At 59.3% G+C, this 7,467-nt stretch carries 6 protein-coding genes and 1 pseudogene; 3 read left to right on the top strand and 4 right to left on the bottom strand.

Annotation, left to right across the window (positions count from 1 at the left end):
* Positions 1 to 309: 309 nt before the first annotated feature.
* The 4 genes and pseudogenes from FGA82_RS23585 to FGA82_RS23570 all read right to left on the bottom strand — a co-directional run.
* Positions 310 to 531 (bottom strand): annotated as a pseudogene (locus tag FGA82_RS23585) (DUF6124 family protein); the annotation flags it as partial.
* 79 nt (positions 532 to 610) lie between these two features.
* On the bottom strand, positions 611 to 1,075 hold the full coding sequence (locus FGA82_RS23580) for a hypothetical protein (protein ID WP_141128937.1): 465 nt from the start codon (positions 1,073 to 1,075) through the stop codon (positions 611 to 613).
* 339 nt (positions 1,076 to 1,414) lie between these two features.
* A complete protein-coding gene (locus tag FGA82_RS23575) occupies positions 1,415 to 1,789 on the bottom strand; it encodes a DUF6124 family protein (protein ID WP_141128936.1) in 375 nt (124 codons plus the stop codon).
* A gap of 406 nt (positions 1,790 to 2,195) precedes the next feature.
* Positions 2,196 to 3,164, bottom strand: a complete 969-nt coding sequence (locus FGA82_RS23570; RefSeq protein WP_007914118.1) for a LysR family transcriptional regulator — start codon at positions 3,162 to 3,164, stop codon at positions 2,196 to 2,198.
* A gap of 275 nt (positions 3,165 to 3,439) precedes the next feature.
* Between FGA82_RS23570 and FGA82_RS23565 the strand changes: the two genes are divergently transcribed.
* From FGA82_RS23565 to FGA82_RS23550, 3 genes are all read left to right on the top strand, one after another.
* On the top strand, positions 3,440 to 4,939 hold the full coding sequence (locus FGA82_RS23565) for an efflux transporter outer membrane subunit (protein ID WP_141128935.1): 1,500 nt from the start codon (positions 3,440 to 3,442) through the stop codon (positions 4,937 to 4,939).
* Between the two features lie 137 nt (positions 4,940 to 5,076).
* On the top strand, positions 5,077 to 7,269 hold the full coding sequence (locus FGA82_RS23555) for an FUSC family protein (RefSeq protein ID WP_141128934.1): 2,193 nt from the start codon (positions 5,077 to 5,079) through the stop codon (positions 7,267 to 7,269).
* Positions 7,259 to 7,459 (top strand): DUF1656 domain-containing protein, encoded by a 201-nt coding sequence (locus tag FGA82_RS23550; protein WP_007914106.1) that lies wholly within the window; start codon positions 7,259 to 7,261, stop codon positions 7,457 to 7,459. The genes FGA82_RS23555 and FGA82_RS23550 overlap by 11 nt, the downstream gene beginning before the upstream one ends.
* Positions 7,460 to 7,467 lie beyond the last annotated feature (8 nt).

Genomic DNA, 7,467 nt, shown 5'->3' with positions numbered 1-7,467 from the left:
GCTGCGCTCCCACCCCCGGATTAATCCCTCCACTCAGCCTTCCGACGTCGCCCGTGGATCAAGATCAAGATCAAGATCAAGAGCAGGCGAGCTGACACTCGGCCTATTGAGTGGTGAAGAGCGGGGCGTGGTCGGCTTTGGATTTGTGGTGGATTTGCCCCTCACCCCAGCCCTCTCCCGAGGGAGAGGGAGCCGATTTGTGTGCTTTTCTAAGCCTGAGATCAACGCGGTAGCGCACGTCGGCGTACTTCCCCCAAACACCTCAATCAGTCCCCTCTCCCTCCGGGAGAGGGCTAGGGTGAGGGGCTTTTAGTTGTGTGCCGGGGATTGGGGGATTTCGTGGTTATCCAGCACGCGGTTCACGGCCAGTTCGGCAAGCATGATGATCTGCTGAATCGCCAGGATCGTCCATCGTTGCGGCAGGTCGATGTAGGCGGCGATGTCGCTGGTCATCAGGCTGGCTTGTGCCAGTGATTCGCAGGCGTGGACCAGCAGGCTTTCGCTGTACTGTTCGGGGGAGATCTGAAACACGGTGGCTTTGGGGAAGCGGTATCAACATTGGCTGATACCTGCTTGTGCCTGCACTTGGGTCAGACTTTGCGACCTACCTTTACACCTCGATAGTTTCAAGTCCTTCGACATCAATCTGACCATCATGAACTTGATGCAGCTCATTTGTGTCGAAATCTACAAAACTGAAGTTGAAGGCTGCCTTGAAAATGCCTTTGGCAATGTTGAACTCTTCTACAACAATAAACCCTGCATTTTTTGCGCTTGTATAGCCTTTTGTATGTGAGCCTGACGTATATGAAAATCTGAATGGAGAGGGAAAGTGCTTCGTGCTGAATTCATGCCTTCCAGGCTTAATGTTTGCGTCAAAAGTGAGATTGATAGTGAATGAGGTGGTAGAGGATTTTTGGTAAGTTGCTTTTAGCGCGACTATCTTGTTATCGGTAATAAAATGGTCGGGTTTTCCTTCGAACTTGTCGGTGACATATTCTTTGTTTAGTTTGGCAATTACAGTGCCTTCACCTGATTTCTTAAGTTTGTCGAGTTCCAGATCTTTAATGGACATGTCTTGCTCCTTCAAGGCTAGGTTGGTGTGACGACATCCATTGTTCGGCTAAAGCGATAAAATGGGCACTGTCAGATCTGACAGGTCTCCTATATCGATTGGCTATTAAAAATTAATCGGAAGATGATTTTTGGAACTTGATTGCCCACTTCAGGTTTGCGGCCATTGGACAATGCTTAATTGTGTCAGGCCGTCATCCGGCATCATTCAAGGGAGAGGGAGCCGATTTGTGAGCCTTTCAAAATCTGAGTGCGACTCGGTATCGCACGTCGGCGTACTTCTCGCAAACACCTCGGTCAGTCCCCTCTCCCTTTGGGAGAGGGTTAGGGTGAGGGGCTTTTAGTTGTGTGCCGGGGATTGGGGGATTTCGTGGTTATCCAGCACGCGGTTCACGGCCAGTTCGGCGAGCATGATGATCTGCTGAATCGCCAGAATCGTCCGTCGTTGCGGCAGGTCGATGTAGGCTGCGATGTCGCTGGTCATCAGGCTGGCTTGTGCCAGTGATTCGCAGGCGTGGACCAGCAGGCTTTCGCTGTCCTGTTCGGGGGCGACCTGGAACATGGTGCTGGGTTTGTGGAAGCGCAGGGTGAGTGCGTTGGGTTTGAGGTAGTGATCGAGGGCGCGTTCGGCGGCTTCGTGGAATTTCTTTGAGCCGGGGAATTCGTAGGGGGTGGTGTTCTCCGCTTCGGGCGGATTGGGACTGTGTTTGATCATGGCAAATATCCTTTTAAGAAAATGGAGCTGCCATGTTTCGTTTTCCAGGCGAAAGGGGTGGCAGCTGTACGCGGACTGGAAAAACCGGCAAAGGATCAAACCCGGCAGACCCGAAGGTCTCCCACGTACAGCCGCCATAACAAAACTTCGGCGCCGAAAAAGCGCGGCATTATGTCATGTGCTGTGATCCTGCGGGTTTTCCAGACCCGGTCGCTGATGCGTCAGCGACACCCAAATCCTAGCCAGCGCACTTCCGACGGGCAACCGTCAAAACCTGTCGGAAACATCCGTGAAATACCCGTTTCTGTAGGCTCTGCCGTAGGCCGCGATCTGTTGGTTTTTAAACATCAAGATCAAAAGATCGCAGCCTGCGGCAGCTCCTACAGGTTTCGTGGTGTGTTGAAAATCAGTTGGCGACGCGCGCGCCGGCGAGGCTGCCGCTTAATTCGTAAGCGGCCAATTCCGCCTGATGCGCCGCGAGAATTTCCGGCAATGACCCGCGCAAATACTCAACCCATGTCTTGATCTTCGCATCCAGATATTGCCGCGACGGGTAGATCGCATACAGGTTCAGTTCTTGCGAGCGGTAGTTCGGCATGACCCGCACCAGTGTGCCGTTACGCAAACCTTCGATCGCCGCATACACCGGCAACACGCCAACACCCATGCCGCTGGTGATCGCGGTTTTCATCGCGTCGGCGGAGTTCACCAAAAATGGCGAGCTGTTGATGGTGACCATTTCCTGGCCTTCCGGGCCGTCGAAGGCCCATTTCTCCAGGGGGATCACCGGGCTGACCAGGCGCAGGCAGGCGTGGTTGAGCAGGTCGCTGGGTTTTTGCGCGGCGCCGTTGGCTTTCACGTAGGCCGGCGAGGCGCAGACGATGCTGTAGGTGATGCCCAGGCGTTGCGAGACGAAGCCGGAGTCCGGCAGTTCGCTGGCGAGCACGATGGACACGTCGTAGCCCTCGTCGAGCAGGTCCGGTACGCGGTTGGCCAGGGTCAGGTCGAAGGTCACGTCCGGGTGGGTCTTGCGGTAGCGGGCGATCGCGTCGATGACGAAGTGCTGACCGATGCCGGTCATGGTGTGCACTTTCAATTGCCCGGCCGGGCGCGCGTGGGCGTCGCTGGCCTCGGCTTCGGCCTCTTCGACGTAGGCGAGAATCTGCTCGCAGCGCAGCAGGTAGCGTTTGCCTGCCTCGGTGAGGGCGATGCGCCGGGTGGTGCGGTTGAGCAAGCGGGTTTGCAGGTGGGCTTCCAGGTTGGAGACCGCGCGCGAAACGTTGGCGGTGGTGGTGTCGAGTTGCACGGCGGCGGCGGTGAAGCTGCCGGCTTCGGCCACGCAACTGAAGGCGCGCATGTTTTGCAAAGTGTCCATGGGGTGCTCTCAAGGGAGATGGCAAATTGTGACACGAAGTTTCAGGGGCGAGACCCCCGACCAAGGGATTATCTCGTTAACCGTAACAAAGATTCACAGAATTCCCAGCTTATCGCCATTGAGGGCGCCCCCTAGAATTGCGCCGATCCCGGTAGGCGCTGCCGAAGGCTGCGATCTTTTGATTTTGTTTTAAGGGAATCAAGATCAAAAGATCGCAGCCTGCGGCAGCTCCTGCACGGGTCCTCGATCTACCCCTCTCTCAGGAATTCGCAGCTGTGCCGCGTCGCATCAACAGAGCGCTTTTGCCGCTCAGTGTTCTGGCTTTTACCCTGGGTCTTGGCGGCTGCATCTCAACCGAAGGAATTGCCCCGCAGGGCAAGGCATTGGAAGCCAATTCACTGGCCACCGACGACGCCATCGCCCATGCCGCCCGTGACGCCAATTGGCCCACCGCGCAATGGTGGCAAGCCTACGGTGACCCGCAACTCAATCGCTGGATCGACCTCGCCGTGCAAGGTAGCCCGACCATGGCCATGGCCGCCGCGCGAGTGCGCCAGGCCAAAGCCATGGCCGGTGTCGCCGAAGCCGCCGAGTCGTTGCAGATCAACGGCGAGTCGACCCTCAAACGCCACAACTGGCCGACCGATCAGTTCTATGGCCCCGGCGAGCTGGCCAACACCACCACCTGGGACAACAACGCCGCGCTGGGTTTCAGCTACGCGCTCGACCTCTGGGGTCGTGAAAGCAATGCCAGTGAGCGGGCGGTGGATCTGGCGCACATGAGCGCCGCTGAGGCGCGACTGGCGCAGCTGGAATTGCAGAACAACATCGTCCGCGCCTACATCGAACTGTCGCTGCATTACGCGCAACGCGACATCGTCGCGGCGACGCTCAAACAGCAACAGCAGATTCTCGATCTGGCGCAGAAACGTTTGAACGGCGGGATCGGCACGCACTTCGAAGTCAGTCAGGCGGAAACACCGTTGCCGGAAACCCATCGGCAAATCGATGCACTGGATGAGGAGATTGCCCTCAGTCGCAATCAACTTGCAGCGCTGGCGGGTAAAGGGCCGGGGGAGGGGGCGCTGTTGCAGCGTCCGACGCTGTCCCTCGGTGCTGCGCTGAAACTGCCGTCGGCATTGCCCGCCGAACTGCTCGGCCAGCGTCCGGATGTGGTCGCCAGTCGCTGGCAGGTCGCGGCGCAGGCGCGCGGTATCGATGTGGCGCACGCCGGTTTTTACCCCAACGTCGATCTGGTCGGCAGCCTCGGCTACATGGCCACCGGCGGTGGCGCGCTGGAGTTTTTGACCGGCAAGAAACTCAACTACAACGTCGGCCCGGCGATCTCGCTGCCGATCTTTGACGGAGGGCGTTTGCGCTCCGAATTGGGCGAGGCTTCCGCCGGTTATGACATTGCCGTGGCGCATTACAACCAGACGCTGGTGAATGCGCTGAAGAACATCTCCGACCAGTTGATCCGCCGTGAGTCGATGGACAAGCAGCAGGGTTTTGCCGCCGAGTCGGTGGCCACGGCGCAGAAGACTTACGACATCGCGATGATCGCTTACCAGCGCGGCCTTACCGACTACCTCAACGTGCTCAATGCGCAGACCTTGCTGTTCAAACAGCAGCAGGTGCAGCAGCAGGTGCAGGCGGCGCGGCTCAGTGCACATGCCGAACTGGTGACTGCGCTGGGTGGAGGGCTGGGTGCCGGCAACGACGTGCCGACGGCCGAGAAAACCCAAGCGCCGAAAACCCCGGCGCTCCTGCGTTGAACACACAACCTGTGGGAGCGAGCTTGCTCGCGAAGAGGGCGTGTCAGCCAGCACATTGGTTGACTGACTCACCGCATTCGCGAGCAAGCTCGCTCCCACAGGGTCCCGGTCCGACCCGATTTTTTTGAGCAGAACTCATGACTCCCTTGCCCGCACCTCTACGCTGGCTCTACTCCCTGGAATGGCGCCGTGGTTTTTTCGACTGGGCGCGCAGCGATGGCGTGACCTGGGTCTATATCTTCAAGGTGTTGCTCGCCGCGTTCCTCACCCTGTGGCTGGCCATGCGCCTGGAATTGCCGCAACCGCGCACGGCGATGATCACCGTGTTCATCGTCATGCAGCCGCAGAGCGGCCAGGTGTTTGCCAAGAGTTTCTATCGCTTCCTCGGGACGCTGGCCGGGTCGGCGATGATGGTCACGCTGATCGCGTTGTTTGCGCAGAACACTGAACTGTTCCTCGGCTCGCTGGCGATCTGGGTCGGCATCTGCTCGGCCGGCGCCGCACGTTGCCGCAACTTCCGCGCCTACGGTTTTGTCCTCGCCGGTTACACCGCAGCGATGGTCGGATTACCGGCGCTGGCGCACCCGGACGGCGCGTTCATGGCAGCAGTGTGGCGAGTGCTGGAGATCTCGCTGGGGATTCTCTGCTCGACGCTGATCAGCGCCGCGATCCTCCCGCAAACCGCCAGCGCGGCCATGCGCAACGCCTTGTATCAGCGCTTCGGTGTATTTGCGCTGTTCGTCACCGATGGCCTGCGCGGACGTAGCAAAGCGGACGCCTTCGAAGCCAGCAACGTGCGCTTTATCGCTGAAGCCGTGGGCCTTGAAGGCTTGCGCAGCGTCACCGTGTTCGAAGACCCGCACATGCGTCGGCGCAATGGTCGCCTGAGCCGCTTGAACAGCGAGTTCATGGGCATCACCACGCGCTTCAACGCCCTGCACCAATTGCTCGAACGCTTGCGCGGCAACGGTGAAGAGCACGTTGTTGCAGCTATCAGACCGGGCTTGCAGGACTTGGCCGAAGTGCTCGACGGCTTCAGTGGCCGCGCCCTGACCAGCCCTGATGCCGGCCGTTTGGCGACGGCATTGGCGAGCTACAAGGAAGGCTTGCCCGCCCGCGTGCGCAGCCTGCGTGCGATCTTTCAGGACACCGATCCAAGCGACGCCGAACAACTGGATTTCCACACCGCCTACGAATTGCTCTACCGCTTCGTCGACGATCTGCACAGTTATGCACAGACCCACGCTTCCCTGGCCGATCACCGCCACGAACGCGAGCGCTGGGACGAACCTTTCACCCCGCAAACCAACTGGTGGGCCGCCGCTGCGTCGGGCATTCGCGCTTCGTTCATTCTCATCGTGCTGGGCAGTTACTGGGTTGCCACCGCATGGCCAAGCGGCGCGACCATGACCCTGATCGCCGCTGCCACCGTGGGCCTCTCCGCCGCCACACCAAATCCGAAACGCATGGCATTCCAAATGGCTTGCGGCACCTTGCTCGGCGCGCTGATCGGCTTCGTCGAGATGTTTTTCATCTTCCCGTGGATCGACGGTTTTCCACTGCTGTGCGTGATGCTCGCGCCGGTGATCGTGCTCGGCTCGTTCCTCACATCACGTCCGCAATTCGCCGGTGTCGGCCTCGGTTTGTTGATCTTCTTCAGTACCGGTTCGGTGCCGGACAACCTGACGATCTACAACCCTTACACCTTCATCAACGACTACATCGCCATGGTCATGGGCATGCTGGTCTGTGCCGCTGCCGGGGCGATTATTCTGCCGCCGAACAGTCGCTGGCTGTGGAAGCGCCTGGAGCAGGATCTGCGCGGCCAAGTGGTCTACGCGATCAGCGGCAAACTCAAAGGTCTGGCCTCGAGTTTCGAGAGCCGCACCCGAGATTTGCTGCATCAGGCCTACGGGCTCGCGGCGGGTCAGCCGAAGGTGCAGAAAAGTCTGCTGCGCTGGATGTTTGTGGTGCTCGAAGTCGGTCACGCGATCATCGAGTTGCGCAAGGAGCAGGCGATTTTGCCGGTGCACCCGGCCTATGCCGAATCGCAGCCGTGGCGCCAGGCGATCCGCGTGATGGGCCGCGCGCTGGTGCGGCTGTTTCTGCAACCGAACTCCAGCAATCTCGAACGCGCACTGGTCGCGGTCGACCATGCGATCAGTCGCGTAGCGGCCACTGACGAACCGTTCGCCCCACACTTCGACACCTCGGCGTTGCGTCGGGTGAAGAGCTATCTGCACTTCATCCGCACTTCGCTGCTCGACCCGCAATCACCTCTCGCTGCCTACGCCGTCGCCAAGCCCGAAGGACTTGCCCATGCCTCGTGAAATCGCCTTCCACGGCGTGTACATGCCGACCATGACCTTGATGTTTTTCATCGCTGCGGCACTGGCCTGGGCGGTGGATCGATTCCTGTCCGGGTTTGATCTGTACCGCTTCTTCTGGCACCCGGCGCTGTTGCGTTTGAGTCTGTTTACCTGTCTGTTCGGCGCCATGGCGCTGACTGTCTACCGTTGAGACTATCT

The organism is Pseudomonas fluorescens (genome assembly GCF_005938625.1).
GTDB classification, from domain to species: domain Bacteria; phylum Pseudomonadota; class Gammaproteobacteria; order Pseudomonadales; family Pseudomonadaceae; genus Aquipseudomonas; species Aquipseudomonas fluorescens_BD.
Note: the sequence above shows the minus strand (reverse complement) of the source record. Positions and strands in the feature narration are given on the sequence as shown.